This window comes from Mesorhizobium sp. B1-1-1 (assembly GCF_006442955.1).
In the GTDB taxonomy this organism is placed as follows: domain Bacteria; phylum Pseudomonadota; class Alphaproteobacteria; order Rhizobiales; family Rhizobiaceae; genus Mesorhizobium.
This window is the reverse complement of the sequence record NZ_VFWW01000006.1, coordinates 334543-352331: the sequence shown is the minus strand read 5'-3', so window position 1 is coordinate 352331 and position 17789 is coordinate 334543. Positions and strand designations below refer to the sequence as shown.

Annotated in this window: 15 protein-coding genes; 11 read left to right on the top strand and 4 right to left on the bottom strand. The window is 61.8% G+C overall.

The features are described 5' to 3' along the window. The first annotated feature begins 82 nt into the window (after nt 1-82). The 9 genes from rplQ to FJ986_RS14805 all read left to right on the top strand — a co-directional run bounded on the left by rplQ (nt 83) and on the right by FJ986_RS14805 (nt 9963). Entirely contained in the window at nt 83-514 is a 432-nt protein-coding gene (rplQ, locus tag FJ986_RS14845) for a 50S ribosomal protein L17 (protein ID WP_140548653.1), read from the top strand. A gap of 177 nt (nt 515-691) precedes the next feature. Then, a complete protein-coding gene (locus FJ986_RS14840) occupies nt 692-2182 on the top strand; it encodes a DegQ family serine endoprotease (protein WP_140674790.1) in 1491 nt (496 codons plus the stop codon). 45 nt (nt 2183-2227) lie between these two features. Continuing rightward, nucleotides 2228-3535: a replication-associated recombination protein A gene (locus tag FJ986_RS14835; protein ID WP_140674788.1), complete on the top strand. Its 1308-nt coding sequence runs from the start codon at nt 2228-2230 to the stop codon at nt 3533-3535. A 333-nt stretch (nt 3536-3868) separates the two neighbouring features. Then, nucleotides 3869-4699 (top strand): aspartyl/asparaginyl beta-hydroxylase domain-containing protein, encoded by an 831-nt coding sequence (locus FJ986_RS14830; RefSeq protein WP_140674786.1) that lies wholly within the window; start codon nt 3869-3871, stop codon nt 4697-4699. Between the two features lie 67 nt (nt 4700-4766). Then, complete coding sequence (gene crcB / locus FJ986_RS14825; protein ID WP_140501288.1) at nt 4767-5141, top strand: fluoride efflux transporter CrcB; 375 nt, start codon at nt 4767-4769, stop codon at nt 5139-5141. A gap of 60 nt (nt 5142-5201) precedes the next feature. Beyond that, nucleotides 5202-6182 carry an RluA family pseudouridine synthase gene (locus tag FJ986_RS14820; RefSeq protein ID WP_140501290.1) on the top strand — a complete coding sequence of 327 codons (981 nt, stop codon included), beginning with the start codon at nt 5202-5204 and terminating at the stop codon, nt 6180-6182. Between the two features lie 2 nt (nt 6183-6184). Further along, nucleotides 6185-7108 carry a DMT family transporter gene (locus FJ986_RS14815; protein WP_140650858.1) on the top strand — a complete coding sequence of 308 codons (924 nt, stop codon included), beginning with the start codon at nt 6185-6187 and terminating at the stop codon, nt 7106-7108. Between the two features lies 1 nt (nt 7109). Next, nucleotides 7110-7901: an ATP12 family chaperone protein gene (locus FJ986_RS14810; RefSeq protein WP_140674783.1), complete on the top strand. Its 792-nt coding sequence runs from the start codon at nt 7110-7112 to the stop codon at nt 7899-7901. A gap of 172 nt (nt 7902-8073) precedes the next feature. After that, the gene (locus FJ986_RS14805) at nt 8074-9963 is read left to right on the top strand and encodes an MFS transporter (RefSeq protein WP_140525514.1); all 1890 of its coding nucleotides are present in this window, start codon (nt 8074-8076) and stop codon (nt 9961-9963) included. A gap of 77 nt (nt 9964-10040) precedes the next feature. Here FJ986_RS14805 and FJ986_RS14800 read toward each other — a convergent pair whose 3' ends face one another. Beyond that, the gene (locus tag FJ986_RS14800; protein ID WP_140650866.1) at nt 10041-10235 is read right to left on the bottom strand and encodes a DUF2735 domain-containing protein; all 195 of its coding nucleotides are present in this window, start codon (nt 10233-10235) and stop codon (nt 10041-10043) included. Between the two features lie 311 nt (nt 10236-10546). Here FJ986_RS14800 and FJ986_RS14795 point away from each other — a divergent pair, with 311 nt between their 5' ends. Beyond that, nucleotides 10547-11587 (top strand): glutamine synthetase beta-grasp domain-containing protein, encoded by a 1041-nt coding sequence (locus FJ986_RS14795; protein WP_140674780.1) that lies wholly within the window; start codon nt 10547-10549, stop codon nt 11585-11587. Between the two features lie 850 nt (nt 11588-12437). Here FJ986_RS14795 and glnA read toward each other — a convergent pair. Further along, nucleotides 12438-13847 carry a type I glutamate--ammonia ligase gene (gene glnA / locus FJ986_RS14790; RefSeq protein ID WP_140674777.1) on the bottom strand — a complete coding sequence of 470 codons (1410 nt, stop codon included), beginning with the start codon at nt 13845-13847 and terminating at the stop codon, nt 12438-12440. 58 nt (nt 13848-13905) lie between these two features. After that, complete coding sequence (locus FJ986_RS14785) at nt 13906-14244, bottom strand: P-II family nitrogen regulator (RefSeq protein ID WP_006205430.1); 339 nt, start codon at nt 14242-14244, stop codon at nt 13906-13908. Nucleotides 14245-14578: 334 nt separating this feature from the next. Here FJ986_RS14785 and FJ986_RS14780 point away from each other — a divergent pair, with 334 nt between their 5' ends. Then, nucleotides 14579-16108: an NAD(P)H-hydrate dehydratase gene (locus FJ986_RS14780; RefSeq protein ID WP_140674774.1), complete on the top strand. Its 1530-nt coding sequence runs from the start codon at nt 14579-14581 to the stop codon at nt 16106-16108. Between the two features lie 17 nt (nt 16109-16125). Here FJ986_RS14780 and FJ986_RS14775 read toward each other — a convergent pair whose 3' ends face one another. Beyond that, nucleotides 16126-17658, bottom strand: a complete 1533-nt coding sequence (locus tag FJ986_RS14775) for an acyl-CoA carboxylase subunit beta (protein ID WP_140674771.1) — start codon at nt 17656-17658, stop codon at nt 16126-16128. Between the last annotated feature and the right edge of the window lie 131 nt (nt 17659-17789).

Here is a 17789-nt window from a genome sequence, read left to right as displayed (position 1 = left end):
GCGTGAGCCGCTCGATCCGACGGTCATGCGGAAAACCATCAGAGGCCGTGGCCTCTTGAACAACTGAAGAAGGAGAAGAGCCATGCGCCACGGTTTTAAAGGCCGTCGCTTCGCCCGCAGCGTAAGCCACCGCAAGTCAATGTTCGCCAACCTCGCCGTGTCGCTGCTCGAACACGAGCAGATCGTCACCACCTTGCCGAAGGCGAAGGACCTGCGTCCGATCGTCGAGAAGCTGGTGACGCTCGGCAAGCGCGGCGACCTGCACGCCCGTCGCCAGGTGATCGCGCAGATCGGCAATGAAGGCGTCGTCAAGCGCCTGTTCGACACCATCGCGCCGCGCTACGCCACCCGCAACGGCGGCTATCTGCGCATCATGAAGGCGGGCTTCCGCCACGGCGACAATGCCGCGATGGCGGTCATCGAATTCGTCGACCGCGACACGGACGCCAAGGGTGCCGGCGACCGCGCTCGCCTCGAAGCCGAAGGCGCCAACGAGGAAGCCGCGGCCGCGTAAGGCTTCGTCTTTCCCAAGTGATTTAAAGGGGCCCGCGGGCCCCTTTTGCTTGTCTAAGTGTGTCAGGCGCGCTCGTACTGGGCTGCCGGCGTGAAAATATTCGGATTTCAGCGGCTTAGCCTTTTATTTTGCACATTCGTCGGGACAATGCGCCCGAACTCGCTCGGAGGATTCGCAATGCGCGCTAAAAGACTGTCCCTGGTTCTGCTCTGCGCCTTCATGGTGTTCGCAACCATGCCGACAGTCCGGCAGGCATTGGCCGAGGATGCCCCCAAAGCCGATCCGGGCCTCTCCGACGTGCTCACCGACCTGCTGCACGGCGTCGAGGGCGAAAACGCCACCTCGGGCCCCGACAAGCGCGTGCCGTTCGGCCGTGAGGAGGTGCAGTTGTCGTTCGCGCCATTGGTCAAGCAGACGGCGCCGGCCGTGGTCAATGTCTATGCCTCGCAAACGGCCAAGGTCGTTTCGCCCTTCGAAGGCGATCCGTTCTTCGAAGAATTCTTCGGTCGCGCGCAGCCGCGCGCGCAGTCCTCCCTGGGCTCGGGCGTGCTTGTCGATCCGAGCGGCGTCATCGTCACCAATTTCCACGTCATCAAGAATGCCGACGAGGTGAAGGTCGCGACCGCCGACGGGCGCGAATTCACCAGCAAGGTGATGCTCAAGGACGAGACGCTCGATCTTGCCGTGCTCAAGATCGAATCCGACAAGCCATTCCCGGTCATCGCCATCGGCGATTCCGATGCGCTCGAAGTCGGTGACCTGGTGCTGGCCATCGGCAATCCTTTCGGTGTCGGGCAGACCACCACGAGCGGCATCGTTTCCGCACTTGCCCGCAGCCATATAGGCGTTTCGGATTCGGGTTATTTCATCCAGACGGACGCTGCCATCAATCCCGGCAATTCCGGCGGCGCGCTGATCAACATGGGCGGCCAGCTGGTCGGCATCAACACCGCCATCTTCAGCCGCAGCGGCGGCTCGATCGGCATCGGCTTTGCCATTCCTGCCAATATGGTGCGCGCTTTCGCCGATGCCGCCAAGGCCGGTCTCGATTTCTTCGAGCGGCCTTACATCGGGGCCGAGTTCGAAGCGGTGACGCCGCAGATCGCTGAATCGCTCGGCATGGAAAAGCCTGCCGGCGCGCTGGTCTCGTCCGTTGACGCGTCCGGACCGGCCGGCAAGGCCGGATTGAAGCCTGGCGATGTCGTCCTGCAGATCAACGGCAGGCCGGTCGAGAGCATCGAGGCACTGGACTATCGCATGGCGACGCTGTCGATCGGTACAAAGGCCAATTTCGCGGTGCTGACCAAAGGCCAGCAGGCGGCGATGGACATCGCGCTGGAACGCGCGCCCGAGGGTGCAAAACCCTCGGAGGTGACGCTGCATGGCCGCAGCCCCTTCTCGGGCGCCAAGGTTGCGGAATTATCGCCGCGGCTGGCTCAGAAGCTCGGCCTGCGCACCGACATCAAGGGCGTCACCGTGGTCGACATCAATCGCGATTCGCCGGCCGCCGATTTCGGCTTCCAGCCGGGCGACATCGTGCGCGAGGTCAACGGCACGACAATCGATACGGCGGCGACGCTGGCGCAGGCTTCCCAGCAGGATACGCGCTGGTGGCGCTTTACCGTCGAGCGCGGCGGGCAGATACTGCGCCAGGTGTTGCGTTACTGAGCTCGATCGCTGAAGAGATCGCGCTCCAAACCCAAAAAGAAGTGCATGGCCGATCTGTTCAGTGTCGATGAACCGGAAAAGGCGCCGCCAGGCCGGCCGCTGGCAGACAGGCTGCGCCCGAAAAACCTTGGCGAGGTCGTCGGCCAGGAGCATCTGACCGGCCCCGATGGTGCGCTGACCCGGCTGATTAATTCCGGTTCGCTCGGCTCCATGATTTTCTGGGGGCCGCCCGGCACCGGCAAGACCACGGTGGCGCGCCTGCTTGCCGGTGAAACCAGCCTTGCCTTCGAGCAGATTTCGGCGGTTTTCTCCGGCGTAGCCGAGCTGAAGAAAGTGTTCGAGGCGGCCAAGCTGCGCCGCGCCAATGGCCGCCAGACCCTGCTGTTCGTCGACGAGATCCACCGCTTCAACCGCGCCCAGCAGGACGGCTTCCTTCCAGTCATGGAAGACGGCACCGTCGTGCTCGTCGGCGCTACCACCGAAAATCCGTCCTTCGAGCTCAATGCAGCTCTGCTGTCGCGTGCGCGCGTGCTGGTTTTCCATTCGCTTGGCGAGGAAAGCATCGCAAAGCTTCTGGCCAGGGCCGAAGAGACGGAGGGCAGGGCGCTGCCGCTCGATGATGAGGCGCGAGCGATGCTCATCCGCATGAGCGACGGCGATGGCCGGGCCTCGCTGACGCTGGCGGAAGAAGTTTGGCGCGCCGCCAAACCAGGCGAAGTGTTCGGTCCCGAAGGCTTGCAGCGCATCATCCAGCGTCGGGCGCCGATCTACGACAAGGGCCAGGACGGTCATTACAATTTGATCTCGGCGCTGCACAAATCCGTGCGCGGCTCCGATCCCGATGCCGCGCTCTACTACCTCGCGCGCATGTTCGACGCCGGCGAGGATCCGCTCTATCTCGGCCGCCGGCTGGTGCGCATGGCGATGGAGGACATCGGGCTGGCCGATCCGCAGGCATTGGTCATCGCCAACGCGGCCAAGGACGCCTACGATTATCTGGGTTCGCCCGAAGGCGAACTCGCCTTCGCCGAGGCCACCGTCTATCTCGCCACGGCGCCCAAATCCAACGCGGTCTACACCGCATTCAAAGCCGCCACGCGCGCCGCCAAGGAGCACGGTTCGCTGCTACCGCCCAAGCACATCCTCAACGCGCCGACAAAGTTGATGAAGGACGAAGATTACGGGGCCGGCTATCGCTACGATCATGACGAACCGGACGCGTTTTCCGGCCAGGACTATTTTCCGGAAAAGATGGGCCGCCAGACCTTCTACGACCCACCCGAACGCGGTTTCGAGCGCGATATCAGGAAACGGCTCGACTACTGGGCAAAGCTGCGCAAAGAGCGGGAATAGCAGGCTTGCGACGGCCGGTGGCGGTTGCGGTCCGAAACGAGGTTTCACCTGGGGTATTTCCACGTCGGTTCTTCTGCACGCGCTGCTCGCGGCCACGATTATATCGATGCCAATGCCGCAGCTTCCGAGCCGGCCGGAGGAAGAGCAGGTAACGGTCGACACCCTGACCCCGCGACAGTTCGAGGTCTCGGCAAGGCAGTCAGCCGGCCACGATGCCGTGGCCGTTGTGCGGCAACCCAAAAGACCTTATCAAGGCGCACGGCCGGGCGGTGGCCGTTGTCGTGATTTTGGCACTATTCATTCGCAACAGGATCGCGCTCGGCGCGTGGAAAAATGACAAAAACCCTTCGCAAGACCCTTCGCAAATTCGCCATTGCCATCCCGCTCCTTGCCCTTGGCTTCTATTTCATTCCGATCCTAACGACGATTTTCGTCGTTTGCGGCCTGATCGACGTGCTGCGCAACGACCGCAAGAATCTGTCCCTGTTCAGCGGCTATTTCCTGGGCAATGGCCTCTTCACCTGGCTGCTTTCGCCATTCAACCTGCTGGTCGACCTCCTGTGCTACAGAAATCCGGGCGTGTGGAAGCTGGAGCAGTTCCCTCAGGATTATCAGCGCGAAGTCAACGAGGTCTTGGATGTCTTCAAGGCGCGCAAGGCCGAAATCATCGCCGACATCGACGCCAATTTCGGCGCCGGCCGGCGCGGCATGTATGTCTACCAATGGTATGGCAAGCACAGGATAGACAACGTCGCCGAGTTCAACAAGGATTTCAAATACATCAAGACGATTGCCGTCTCGGTCTTCAGCAAGCGCGAATCGACCTCCTGGCACTTCGGACCGCTGCGGCTCAGCCTCCGCATCCTCTACAACCTCATTCCGGTGAAGTCAGAGATCTTCATCGAGTGCGGCAACGTCAAGAACTACTGGTACGACAATCCGCTGTTCATTTTCGACGACACGCTGCTGCATCGCTCGGTCAACGAGTATGACGGTCGTCGCTACTGCGTATTCATGGACATTATCAGGCCGTCCCCGGTCCCCAGGCTTATCGCCGGCCTTCTCGCCATCGTCTCGGTGAGCGTCGAGAGGATCAATTCGATGTTCTACAAGAACTGGAAGATGATCGGCTCGACCAAGCCGAAAAAAGCAGAAACCACCTGAGCTGGCAAGTTTTCGAACGTAGCCGGCGCGCCGGATAGGTATGAATAGTCGGGGACAGTATACGGCGATGTTCAATCTGCTTCTCGTGGCCGCCGGCGGCGGCATTGGCGCCGGCGTTCGCCATCTGACCAATATGGGCTCGCTGCGCCTTGTCGGCCCCAACTATCCCTGGGGCACGATGGCGATCAACATCGTCGGTTCGTTCGCGATGGGCCTGTTCATCGCCGCCTTGGCGCGCCGCGGCGGGTCTAACGAACTCAGGCTGTTTGTTGCCACCGGCATCTTAGGCGGCTTCACGACCTTTTCCGCCTTTTCGCTCGATTTCGCGACCTTGTGGGAGCGGGGAGCCACCTTGCCGGCGTTTGGATATGCGCTGGCCAGCGTGATTGGCGCCATCACTGCCCTGTTTTTGGGTCTTTGGCTCGCAAGAAGCCTGCCTTAATGCTATTGCCGCGCCGAGAGCAGGCCTGGGCCTGCCAGGAAACGGGTAAGCGAAAACAATATGGCAGGCGTTGAACAGATCACGGTGGAGGCCGGCGAGGCGGGCATGCGGCTCGACCGCTGGTTCAAGACCCATTTCCCGGGCCTTGGCTTTGGTCATCTGCAGAAGCTGCTTCGGTCCGGGCAGATCCGCGTCGACGGCGGCCGCGTCAAGGCCGACACCCGTGTCGAGCCTGGCCAGACGGTGCGCATTCCACCGCTGGAAGTGGACAAGAAGGGCGAAAGCCCGCTGACCGGCCATTCGATCCGCAACCAGGGCGACGCCGACGTCCTGGCAAAAATGCTGATCCATGAGGATCCGAAGGTCTTCGTCTTCAACAAGCCGGCTGGTCTTGCCGTGCAGGGCGGCTCGGGCGTCACCCGTAACGTCGACGACATGTTGGAAGCCTGGCGCAACCAGAAGGGCGAGAAACCGCGGCTGGTGCACCGGCTCGATCGCGACACGTCTGGCGTGCTGGTCGTCGCCCGCACCCGGCTGGCGGCGATGAAGCTCTCCGAGGCGTTTCGCGCCCGCGAAACCAAGAAGACCTATTGGGCCCTGGTCAAGGGCGTGCCGCCCAAGCGCGAGGATAAGATATCGACCTGGCTGATCAAGGAAGCCACGCCGGATGGCGATCGGGTGCGCATTGCCAAGCACGGCGAAAAGGGCGCCGACCATGCCGTATCCTACTATCGCATCATCGAGCAGGCGGCGCAGGCGCTGACCTGGCTGGAGATGGAGCCCTATACCGGCCGCACCCATCAGTTGCGCGTTCATGCCGCCCATATCGGTTGTCCCATCATCGGCGATCCCAAATATTTCGAGGCCGACACCAATTGGGATTTTCCGGGCGGGATGCAGAACCGCCTGCATCTGCACGCGCGCCGCATCGTCATCCCGCATCCGGACCAGGGTTTCATCGACGTCACCGCACCTATGCCGCCGCATATGCGCCAGAGCTGGAACCTGATCGGCTTCGACGACGCCAGTGCGGAGGATTGACCATGAGCGGCGCTGCCGATGCGCTCGACCGTCGCGATACGGTCGACATGGCGGCCGCCGCCATAATGGTCGGCCTGACGTTCTCCTGGGGCCTGAACTACGTCGCCGCCAAGATCTCCTATGCCGGCTATGATCCGGTTTTCCTGTCGATCGCGCGCTCGGTTATCGGCGGGCTCTGCGTCTTCCTCTGGTGCCGCTGGCGCGGCATTGCGCTTTTCAAGAGGGACGGGACATTGCTCGCGGGCATTGCAGTGGGCGTGCTCTTCGGCATCGAGTTCCTCTGCCTTTATGTCGGGCTGGAGCACACCACGGTCGCCCGCAACACGCTGCTGGTCAACACCATGCCGTTCTGGATGCTGCTGGGAGGGCATTTCCTGCTCGGCGAGCCGATCAGCCTGCGCAAATCCCTTGGCCTTCTGCTTGCCTTTGCCGGCCTCGCCGCGGTCTTTTCCGACAAGCTCGGCGGCGGCGGGGACATGCTGTTCGGCGATCTGCTGAGCCTTGGCTCCGGATTCGTCTGGGCCTTGACCAATATCCTGATCAAGCGCTCGAAGCTGGGTAACACGAGCGCCGAAAAGCTGCTGCTCTATCAACTCTCCGGCGCTGCGATCGTCGGCGTCCTGGTGTTGCCTCTGGCCGGCCCCTCCGTGCGCGATCCCGCGCTGTTGCCGACGTTGGCCCTGCTTTTCCAGGCGCTCTATATCGTCGCCTTCACCTATGTGTTGTGGTTCTGGCTGCTGCGGCGCTATCCCGCCTCCAGCCTGTCGAGTTTCACGTTCCTGTCGCCGGTCTTCGGCGTGCTGTGCGGCGCCCTGTTCTTGAACGAGCCGCTGACCATACGCATTTTTCTGGCACTTGGTCTCATTGCCGCCGGTCTGGTCATCGTCAACAGGCCGCCGCGCCAGCAGACGGCCGAAGGAGGCTGACATGCGCGATATCCTCAGCGATCTCGAGGCGGGGAAACTGCTCTCCGACCCCGATCCGGTGCGCCGCGCCCAAATCCAGATGAAGAAGCCGCTGCCGAAGCGTTTTTACAAGACCGTTTCGGTCGCGCGCGTCGATGCTGGCTTTGCCGTCCATCTCGACGGCAAACCGGTGCGCACGCCGGGCAAGGCGCTGCTGACGCTGCCGACCGAGAAGGCGGCATCGCTGGTCGCCGATGAATTCGCCGCCCAGGGCGAGACCATCGATCCGGTGTCGATGCCGGTGATGCGTCTCGTCAACACCGCGCTCGACGGCGTCGCCAGCGATCCGCAGGCGGTGCTGGAGGACATACTGCGCTTTGCCTCGTCGGATCTGCTCTGTTATCGCGCCGACGCACCACAAGGCTTGGTCGAGCGGCAGAACGAGCTGTGGGATCCTGTCCTCGACTGGGCGCAGGCAGCACTCGGCGCTCGCTTCAACCTTGCCGAGGGCATCATTCACGTCGATCAACCGCGCGAAACCATTGCTGTGCTGGGTGCGCATCTTGCCCAGCGCGCCGAGCCGCTGCGCCTGGCAGCGATCCACGTCATGACCTCGCTGACCGGTTCGGCGCTGCTGGCGTTGGCCGTGGATTTCGGCGAACTCGGCGGTGAGGCGGCCTGGACTGCCGGCCATGTCGACGAGGATTGGCAGATCGAGCATTGGGGACAGGATGCGGAGGCTGTCGCGCGCCGCTCCGCCCGTAAGCGCGACATGATGGCTGCCGTCGGTCTGATCGAGGCGCTCGAAGGCTGACCGGCCACCGCACCGCACCTAATACCAAAGTCATAATCCCAAAGTCATCTGCCGTTGGCAGGCGCTTTCTGTCATCTTTCCCGTGATTGCTGCCGCGAGTCTGCGTTCGGAGAGAAATGCGAACGCAGGGGCGCTGCATCGAGCACAAGGGTCTCACGGGAGGAGCATCTCAATGGCTATCGCATCGACCGCCAGCGGAAAGAGCCGCGGCATGACGCGAGAAGAGAAGAAAGTCATCTTCGCTTCTTCGCTCGGCACCGTTTTCGAATGGTACGATTTTTATCTCTACGGATCGCTCGCGGCCTTTATTGGTTCGACCTTTTTCAGCCCGACCATTCCGGAAGCGACGCGCAATATTTTCGCGCTGCTGGCTTTCGCCGCCGGCTTCCTCGTCCGTCCGTTCGGCGCTTTGCTGTTCGGCCGCATCGGCGACCTTGTCGGCCGTAAATATACCTTCCTCGTCACCATGACGATCATGGGCCTGTCGACCTTCCTGGTGGGCTTGCTGCCTGGTTATGCGAGCCTCGGCATCGCGGCTCCGGTGATCCTGATCATCCTGCGCATGCTCCAGGGCTTGGCACTGGGCGGCGAATATGGCGGCGCGGCCACCTATGTCGCCGAGCATGCGCCGGACGACCGGCGCGGCTACTATACGTCGTGGATCCAGACGACCGCCACACTCGGCCTGTTCCTGTCGCTGATCGTCATCCTGATCGTCCAGGGCTCCATGAGCAAGGAAACCTATGCCGCCTGGGGCTGGCGCGTTCCTTTCATCGTGTCGTTCCTGTTGCTCGGCATTTCCATCTGGATCCGGCTGTCGCTTTCCGAATCCCCCACCTTCCAGCGCATGAAGGAAGAGGGCAAGGGTTCCAAGGCACCGCTCTCGGAAGCCTTCGGCCAGTGGAAGAACGCCAAGATCGCGCTGCTGGCACTGCTCGGCCTTACGGCTGGCCAGGCCGTGGTCTGGTATAACGGCCAGTTCTACGCCCTGTTCTTCCTCCAGAACGTGTTGAAGCTGGACGCACAGTCGGTCAACATCATGATCGCCATCGCGCTTGCGCTGGGCTCCATCTTCTTCGTCGTGTTCGGCTGGCTCTCCGACAAGATCGGCCGCAAACCGATCATCATGGCCGGGCTCGCACTGGCGATCGTCTGCACCTTCCCGCTGTTCAAGGCATTGACCTGGGCCGCCAATCCGGCCCTTGCCGAGGCACAGCAGAGCACCCGCGCGACGGTGACCGCGGCACCCGGCGACTGCAGGTTCCAGTTCAATCCGGTGGGCACCGCCAAGTTCACGACGTCTTGCGACATCGCGACCTCGTTCCTGACCAAGAACTCGGTGCCCTATGACGTCGTTTCCACGGCGGCACCCGGTACGGCTGCTTCGGTCAAGATCGGCAATGAAACGGTGGCATCCTACGATGCTGTCGCCGCGGGCGACCAGGCCAAGGCCAAGGAGGCCGCCTTCGTCAAGGCCGTCAACATGTCGCTGCAGGACGGCGGATATCCGCTGAAGCGTGCTGCGATCAAGATACCGGACCAGAAGCTCGACGCGTTTGTCGCTGCCAATCCCGAACTGAAGCTCGACGCCGCCGCCATCCGCGCCGGCGAGAAGGCGACGGTTCCTACCGATCAGGCTATCAAGGACAAGCTTTTGACCGCCGACGAGGCTGCCGGTGCGCCTGAGGTCACCGTCTACAACATACCCGGCGGCGGTGCCTTCGCCATGTTCGCCGACCCTGCGGCCGTGAACTGGCCTATGACGATCGCCATCCTGTTCGTCCTCGTCCTGTTCGTGACCATGGTCTACGGTCCGATCGCGGCCATCCTGGTCGAGATGTTCCCGACCCGCATCCGCTACACCGGCATGTCGCTGCCCTACCATATCGGCAATGGCTGGTTCGGCGGGTTGCTGCCGGCGACGGTGTTCGCGCTCAGTGCCTACAGGGGCGACATCTATTATGGCCTCTGGTATCCCGTGATAATCGCGGCGATGTCGCTCGTCATCGGCATGATCTTCGTCAAGGATACGCTGGGCACGAACCTGGAGACCAAGCAGTAACGGGTCGGATCCACATGCATGAGAAAACCCGGCGCGAGCGATCGCGCCGGGTTTTCATATCGAGGCTGAAGATGCGTTCAGCTCTTCGGCTGCTGGTTTTCTTCCTCGACAGCGGCCTCGTGATACCAGCCATCGAAATCGGCATGCGTATTACGCAGCGAGGCAAGCTCTGCCGCGAACTTGGCCTTCGCGCCTAAATTTGAGGCAGATACGCGGCCTGCAACCGGGAACATCAGGATCTTTGCCGACGGACGGGCGAGGGTGATTTCCATTGGCGGTCTCCTTTCTTCTCCGAGGGTCAGTTGGTTCAGCTTTTCCTCAAAATAGGTTCTGCGATTCATTTAGGCAATATGCTTATGAAAAGATCAGTTATTGACTATTATTTGCGCAATCTCTGCATCTGATCGATCCCAGCGCATTGCTGTGGCGGTGCAGCGAATTCAGAGGAATCTCGCGACCATTTTGTCGCACCGGTCGATGCCGGAGTGGCATATGAATTGCTTTTTACCAGTCGGCAGGTCGGCTTGCTCCGGCCATGCGTCGACACCGCGTGCGGTGGTCAAGCACAACGAGAGGCTCTAGAATGACCAAATACAAGCTCGAGTATATCTGGCTCGACGGATACACCCCGGCCCCCAATCTTCGCGGCAAGACCCAGATCAAGGACTATGCCGAGTTCCCGACGCTCGATCAGCTGCCGCTGTGGGGCTTCGACGGCTCGTCCACGTTGCAAGCCGAGGGCCGAAGCTCCGATTGCGTCTTGAAGCCGGTCGCGCTTTATCCCGATCCGGCCCGCACCAACGGCGTTCTCGTCATGTGCGAAGTCATGATGCCCGATGGCGTCACGCCGCACGTGTCCAACAGCCGCGCGACCATTCTCGACGACGAGGATGCCTGGTTCGGTTTCGAGCAGGAGTACTTCTTCTACAAGGATGGCCGTCCGCTCGGTTTCCCCGAGAGCGGTTATCCCGCCCCGCAGGGCCCGTACTACACCGGCGTCGGCTATTCGAACGTCGGCAGCATCGCGCGCCAGATCGTCGAAGAGCATCTCGACCTCTGCCTTGCCGCGGGTATCAACCATGAAGGCATCAACGCCGAAGTGGCCAAAGGCCAGTGGGAATTCCAGATTTTCGGCAAGGGCTCCAAGAAGGCCGCCGATCAGATGTGGATGGCCCGCTACCTGCTCCAGCGCCTCACCGAAAAGTACGGCATAGATATCGAGTTCCACTGCAAGCCGCTCGGCGACACCGATTGGAACGGCTCGGGCATGCATTGCAACTTCTCGACCAAATATATGCGCGAAGTCGGCGGCAAGGGTTATTTCGAGGCCCTGATGGCGCAGTTCGAAAAGAACCTGATGGACCATATCGCCGTGTACGGCCCGGACAACGACAAGCGTCTGACCGGCAAGCACGAGACGGCGCCCTGGAACAAGTTCAGCTATGGTATCGCCGACCGCGGCGCCTCGATCCGCGTGCCGCATTCGTTCGTCAAGAATGACTACAAGGGTTATCTGGAAGACCGCCGCCCGAACTCGCAGGGCGACCCCTACCAGATCGCTTCCCAGGTCCTGAAGACGATCTCGCAGGTTTCGACCGGCGCATCGGTTTCGGCCGCTGCTTGATATTTCACGTCGGGCCTCAAGATCCCGACAACCATGACGCGAGCCCCGGCGGGAGTTGCCGGGGCTTTTTCGTGTGACGATGGCGGGCACTATCGCATGCCGCTGTTTCCGTTCTCCGCTCCTCGTCTTCCTGGCTCCTGGCCTGGCAAAGCAAATTCCCCCAAAAAAAGTCAGGTTAAAAAGGGCGGCTCAAACCCATCCCGACAAGGCGGCTTTGGGCTGACGAAAGCATACCTTGGCGCCGGGCCGCAGGCTTCGAAATCCTCGAAAAAGCCCGGAAATCCGGCCATTCCGGCAAGAATGCCTGTCGACCGATCCTTTCATAAGCCCCTGTTCATACACCAAAATCGACCGTCTCGACGCCCGGCAGGCGACATTGACAGGCTGCGGCGCAACATGCGTATTCGCAGGCATTGGGGGATACGCCAAGCGGTGCTGTTCGAACGGGGCGGGGTTTCTTGAACGACAGCATTGGCGGGGGCGCCGGACGAGCGGGCATTGCAGCCTGAGGCAGTGTGCCGCTCGCTCCTGGCTTATCCCTTTACTTGCAAAAAGCGCATGCCGGATCGCCTGGCCGCCCAGCTTGGCTGGCTCAAGCCGGTCTGTGCCTCAGCGCAATCGACACGTGTGACGTGACCAGCCGACGGAACCTCAGCAGCCGGTGCGCCTTTCCAGTCGCTGGATCGGGCAGCATCCGATCGAACGCGTCAGTGTCCGCGGATTTGGCTGAATGGAAGCCTCGATATGAGCAAACAAAGAGGCCGGAAGAGGTTCATCTTCCGGCCTCGCATTTGCAGGCTGAATTGAAGCCGCTGGATCCGGGTTATGCCGGGTCCAGGGAGATCAAAAATCAGACCGAATAGTACATGTCGTATTCGACGGGATGCGGTGTCATTTCGAAGCGCATCACCTCGGCCATCTTCAACTCGATGTAGCTGTCGATCTGGTCGTCGTCGAAGACGCCGCCGGCCTTCAGGAAGCCGCGGTCCTTGTCGAGGCTCTGGAGCGCTTCACGCAGCGAGCCGCAGACGGTCGGGATCTTCTTCAGCTCCTTCGGCGGCAAATCGTAGAGATCCTTGTCCATCGGCTGGCCGGGATGAATCTTGTTCTTGATCCCGTCGAGGCCGGCCATCAGCATGGCGGCAAAGGCGAGATAGGGGTTCGCACCCGGATCGGGGAAGCGGACCTCGACGCGCTTCGACTTTGGCGACGAGCCGAACGGGATACGGCAGGACGCCGAGCGGTTGCGCGCCGAATAGGCGAGCAGCACCGGCGCCTCGTAGCCCGGCACCAGACGCTTGTAGGAGTTGGTCAGGGGGTTGGTGAAGGCGTTGATAGCCTTGGCGTGCTTGATGATGCCGCCGATATAGAACAGGCAGCTTTCCGAGAGGCCGGCATACTCGTTGCCGGCGAAGGTCGGCTTGCCTCCTTTCCAGATCGACTGGTGGACATGCATGCCCGAGCCGTTGTCGCCGAAGATCGGCTTCGGCATGAAGGTGGCGGTCTTGCCATAGGCATTGGCGACCTGATGCACGACATATTTGTAGATCAGCATCTTGTCGGCGTTGCGGACCAGCGTGTCGAACTTGATGCCGAGTTCGTGCTGGGCCGCGGCCACCTCGTGGTGATGCTTCTCGACCCGCACGCCCATCTCGGCGAGCACGGTCAGCATCTCGGAACGCATGTCCTGCGCCGAATCGATCGGCGGCACCGGGAAATAACCGCCCTTGACGCGCGGCCGATGGCCGAGATTGCCGGTTTCGTAGTCGGTGTCGTCATTGGACGGCAGTTCGGTGGAATCGAGCCTGAAGCCGGTGTTGTAGGGATCGGCTTTGTACTTGACGTCATCGAAGACGAAGAACTCGGCTTCCGGGCCGACATAGATGGTGTCGCCGATCCCTTCCGACTTCATGTAGGCCTCCGCCTTCTTGGCAGTGCCGCGCGGGTCGCGGTTGTAGGATTCGCCCGAAACCGGATCGAGGATGTCGCACAGGATGACCATGGTCGACTGCGCGAAAAACGGATCCATATGGATCGTTTCAGGATCGGGCATCAGCACCATGTCGGACTCGTTGATCGCCTTCCAGCCGGCGATCGAAGAACCATCGAACATCACGCCATCGGCGAACATGTCTTCCTCGACCTCGATGACATCCATCGTCACGTGCTGCAGCTTGCCCTTCGGGTCGGTGAAGCGCAGGTCAACGAATTTCACGTCGTTGTCCTTGATCTGCTTCATGATGTCTTTGGCTGTCGTCATGTCATGTATCCCTGTGTGACGTTTTTTAATGATGACGTTTCGAAATATGGGCGAGGCGTCAGACGGCATCCATGCCGGTTTCGCCGGTGCGGATGCGCACGACTTCCTCGATGTTGGAGACGAAGATCTTGCCGTCGCCGATGCGTCCTGTCTGGGCCGCCTTGCGGATCGCTTCGATGGCGCCTTCGACCGCATCGTCGCCGAGCACGACTTCGATCTTCACCTTGGGCAGGAAGTCGACGACATATTCGGCGCCGCGATAGAGTTCGGTATGCCCTTTCTGGCGTCCAAAACCCTTGGCCTCGGTCACGGTGATGCCTTGCAGTCCGGCCTCCTGAAGCGCTTCCTTCACTTCGTCCAGCTTGAATGGCTTGATGATCGCTTCGATCTTTTTCATGTAAAAAATGGCCTCCACTGCCAAAAAAACGGGTTGTGAGCCCCCGCTTGCGCCTCCATCAAGCACGAATTGTGCCAATTGGCGGGATTTCAAGCGGTGTCATTCGATTCCAGAACCATGCCGCACGAAGATGCAAATTCGCATCGTTCGCTGCATCCAGCGCGCGACGGATGGCTGCAACCTACGCGGCGTCGGTGTTTATGTCTGCCCGATATTTAGGCGTATTGCTTATTTGGTGGGCATTGCTCAGCTTGGCTGGGACCGCGCCAACTCCTCTGCGTTTGCGTCGAGCCGAAAACTGGACAATGCTTTATCGAATGCGGATCGGCAATCCATGAGCAACGAACTTCTTTCTCCCGAGGAGATGAGTGAGGCGGATCGGTTGACGATTGCCGCCGGCGCAATCGACGGCATCGGCCTGATGCGCCGTGCAGGCGAAGCCGTCGCGGCCGAAATTTTCAGGCGCCATCCGGCGGCAAAGCGGGTCCATGTGCTTTGCGGTCCCGGCAACAATGGCGGCGATGGCTATGTCGTGGCCCGCTGCCTGGCAACCGCTGGTGTCGACACGGTGGTCTGGGCGTCGGGCACGCCGAAGCCGGGCAGCGATGCCGCGCTCGCCGCCGGTGAATGCCCGGTGAAGCCTCGATCGCTTGCGAATTTCGCGGCCGAGGCCGGCGCTGTCGTCGTCGACGCCCTTTACGGCGCAGGGCTGTCCAAACCGCTGTCCGGTGAAGCGGCGAGAACGGTTGGCATTGTGGCAAGCCTGGCCTTGCCGGTTGTCGCGGTCGATCTGCCATCAGGCGTTTCCGGGGACAACGGCCAAGTGCTCGGCCATGCTTTTCGGGCTGGGGTCACCGTCACCTTCGCACGCAAAAAACCTGGTCATCTTCTGCTGCCCGGGCGCGAGATGTGCGGGGAGATCGTGCTCGCCGATATCGGCATCACCGATGGTCTCATTGCGCGGATTCGGCCCCAGGCGTTCGAGAACTCGCCGGCGCTTTGGCTCGGCGCCTTTCCGATTCCGGGCGTCGATACGCACAAGTACAAGCGCGGCCATGTCGGCGTCTTTTCCGGCGGCCCGAGCGCCACCGGCGCGGCGCGGCTTGCGGCGCTTGCGGCAGCGCGTAGCGGGGCAGGGGCGGTCACCGTCCTGTCCCCGGCGAACGCCATGCAGGTCAATGCCGCGCATCTGACCTCGATCATGCTGCGCAAGGCCAATGACAGCGCCGACATCGACGCCTTCATCGGCGAACGCCGGCCCTCCGCTTTTGTGCTGGGCCCTGGCTTCGGTGTCGGTGAAAGAACGCGGAATTTCGCTCTCACGCTGCTTGCCGCTGGCCAGCAGCGGAACGTTTCCGCCTCGGTCGATGGTCTGGTGTTCGACGCCGACGCGATCACCTCGTTTCGCGAGAAGCCGGATGTCCTGTTCGAAGCCTCGCGCCAGCCGAGCGCGCCGTCGCTGGTGATGACGCCGCATGAAGGCGAGTTCGCCAGGCTGTTTGCTGACATCGCGGGTGGCGCCGTTTCGTCCAAGTTGGGCAGGGCTCGTATGGCCGCCACCCGTGCCAATGCCGTGATCGTCTATAAGGGCGCCGACACCGTAATCGCTGCTCCCGATGGCAGGGCTGCGATAAACTCCAATGGTGCGCCGTGGTTGGCAACGGCCGGCTCGGGCGATGTGTTATCGGGCCTCGTGGCCGGCTTCCTGGCGCAAGGCATGCCGGCCTTCGAGGCGGCGTGCGCGGCGGTGTGGATCCATGCCGAGGCCGGCAGCCGGTTCGGGCCGGGGCTGATCGCCGAGGACTTGCCGCTGGCGCTGATGCCGGCGTTGCACGAACTGGTGGCGGCTCGCGGCGCGCGCTGACCGGCTCGACATTCAGCTCACAGCGGAATGTTGTCGTGCTTTTTCCAGGCGTTCTGCATGTCCTTGTTGCGCAGCATTCGCAGCGCGCGGGCGATGCGGCGGCGGGTCGAATGCGGCATGATCACCTCGTCGACATAGCCGCGCTCGGCGGCGACGAAGGGCGACAGGAAGCGGTCTTCGTAAGCCTTTGTATGGGCTGCGATCTTTTCGGCGTCGCCGATGTCCTTGCGATAGATGATCTCGACCGCGCCCCTGGCGCCCATCACGGCGATCTGCGCCGTCGGCCAGGCATAGTTCATATCGCCACGCAGGTGTTTCGAAGCCATCACGTCATAGGCGCCGCCATAGGCCTTCCTGGTGATGACGGTGATCTTCGGCACGGTCGCCTCGGCATAGGCGAAGAGCAGTTTGGCGCCGTGCTTGATCAGCCCGCCATATTCCTGCGCCGTTCCCGGCAGGAAGCCCGGAACGTCGACGAAGGTGACGATCGGGATTGAAAAGCAATCGCAGAAGCGCACGAAGCGCGCCGCCTTGCGGCTGGCGTCGGAATCGAGCACGCCGGCCAGCACCATGGGCTGGTTGGCGACGAAGCCGACCGTGCGGCCTTCGATGCGTCCGAAGCCGGTGACGATGTTCTTGGCGAAACTTTGCTGGATCTCGAAGAAATCACCCTCGTCGGCGACTTTCAGGATCAGCTCCTTGATATCGTAAGGCTTGTTGGCGTTGTCGGGGATCAGCCGGTCGAGCGACAGATCGTGATCGGTGACCGACTGGTAGCATTCGATCTCGGGAATCTCCGATGTGTTCGAGGCCGGCAGCAAATCGACCAGCCGGCGCATCTGCAGCAGTGCTTCGACGTCGTTGTCATAGGCGCCGTCGGCGATCGAGGATTTCGTCGTGTGAACGGAAGCGCCGCCGAGGCTCTCGGCGGTCACCGTCTCGTTGGTGACGGTCTTCACCACGTCCGGTCCAGTAACGAACATGTAGGAGGTGTCGCGCACCATGAAGATGAAGTCGGTCATGGCCGGCGAATAGACGTCGCCGCCGGCGCAAGGCCCCATGATCACGGAAATCTGCGGAATGACGCCCGACGCCAGCACATTGCGCTGAAAGATCTCGGCATAGCCGCCGAGTGCGGCCACGCCTTCCTGGATGCGGGCACCGCCGGCATCGTAGAGGCCGATGATCGGCGCGCGGTTGCGCAGCGCCATCTCCTGCACCTTGATGACCTTTTCCGCATGGGCTTCCGATAGCGAGCCGCCGAACACGGTGAAATCCTTGGCAAAGAGATAGACCGGGCGGCCGTTGACGGTTCCCCAGCCGGTGACGACGCCGTCTCCGGCGATCTTGGTCTTTTCCATGCCGAAGTCGGTCGAACGGTGCTCGACATACATGTCGAACTCCTCGAACGAACCCTCGTCGAGAAACACCTCGATGCGCTCCCTCGCGGTGAGCTTGCCCTTCTTGTGCTGCGCGTCGATGCGAGCCTGACCACCGCCCATGCGGGCGATCTCGCGACGACGCTCGAGTTCCTTCAGCACGTCCTTCATTCTCGATCTCCTGCGCGGGCTGCTTTGTGGTAATGATGCCCGCAGGCGAGCGCAAGCGTCGCTTTTCGAGGCGTTTTGTTGCGCTGCAACACGATGCCCTTGCATTTCAGACCGAACTCAGCCATATGCAC